Source organism: Vibrio sp. 10N.222.48.A3 (assembly GCF_041475345.1).
GTDB classification, from domain to species: Bacteria; Pseudomonadota; Gammaproteobacteria; order Enterobacterales; family Vibrionaceae; genus Vibrio; species Vibrio tasmaniensis_A.
Window position 1 is genome coordinate 1 of sequence record NZ_JBFRVX010001076.1, and the last position, 907, is coordinate 907.

The window sequence follows — 907 nt, forward strand, 5'->3', positions numbered from 1 at the left end:
GCTAATGAGTAATAACATCCATGCCGCGCGTCGAATGGCCAGCGAGTTAGATGGCTTGAACCAAACACGTAAAGAGATCGAAGAGGGCATGAAACAAGAAGCGATGGCTTTTTGTGAGCGCCTTGAATTTGGTAAAGACGATTTGCCTTCTGGTTTGGCTCTGTTTCAACGTGATTGGCATCAAGGCGTAATTGGTATTCTAGCTTCGCGTATCAAAGACAAATATCACCGCCCAGTGATCGCATTTGCTGATGGTGGTGAAGGTAGCATTAAGGGTTCATGTCGTTCGATTCCAGGTTTGCACATGCGCGATGCGCTAGACAGAATCGACACTCAAAACCCTGGCCTGATCTTGAAGTTTGGTGGTCACGCAATGGCAGCCGGCTTAACCATTATGGAAAAAGACTTCGAGCGATTCAGCAAGATGTTTGATGACGTTGTGCGTAAAGAACTCGGTGAGACGGCGCTGAAGGGTATTATCTTGTCTGATGGTGAGCTGTTACCTGAAGAGTTCTCAATGCACACCGCTGAGACGTTGCGTTCAGGTGGTCCGTGGGGACAAGCTTTCCCTGAGCCCATCTTTGATGGTGAGTTTAAAGTTCTGCATCAAAAATTAGTGGGTGAAAAGCACTTAAAGTTAATGCTTGAGCCATTGTATAAAGGCCACCCGACCAATGTGATGATTGATGGTATTGCCTTTAATGTTGACCTACGTCGCTGGCCTGATGCCTCAGTGAAAACGGTACATCTTGCGTTTAAGCTTGATATTAACGAGTTTCGTGGCAATCAATCGTTGCAGTTGATGATTGATCATATCGAAGCGAAATAGTTGAAGCCAAATAGCGTTATCGTTCACTGAATGAGGTTCATCATTTAGTGCCAAATCCAACAAGCTCTGTTCAAAAAC

1 protein-coding gene is annotated in these 907 nt (G+C 45.4%); it reads left to right on the forward strand.

Annotation, left to right across the window (positions count from 1 at the left end):
* A partial coding sequence (locus AB4653_RS23745; RefSeq protein ID WP_372105477.1) for a DHHA1 domain-containing protein occupies positions 1-829 on the forward strand: 829 nt, incomplete at its 5' end.
* Positions 830-907 lie beyond the last annotated feature (78 nt).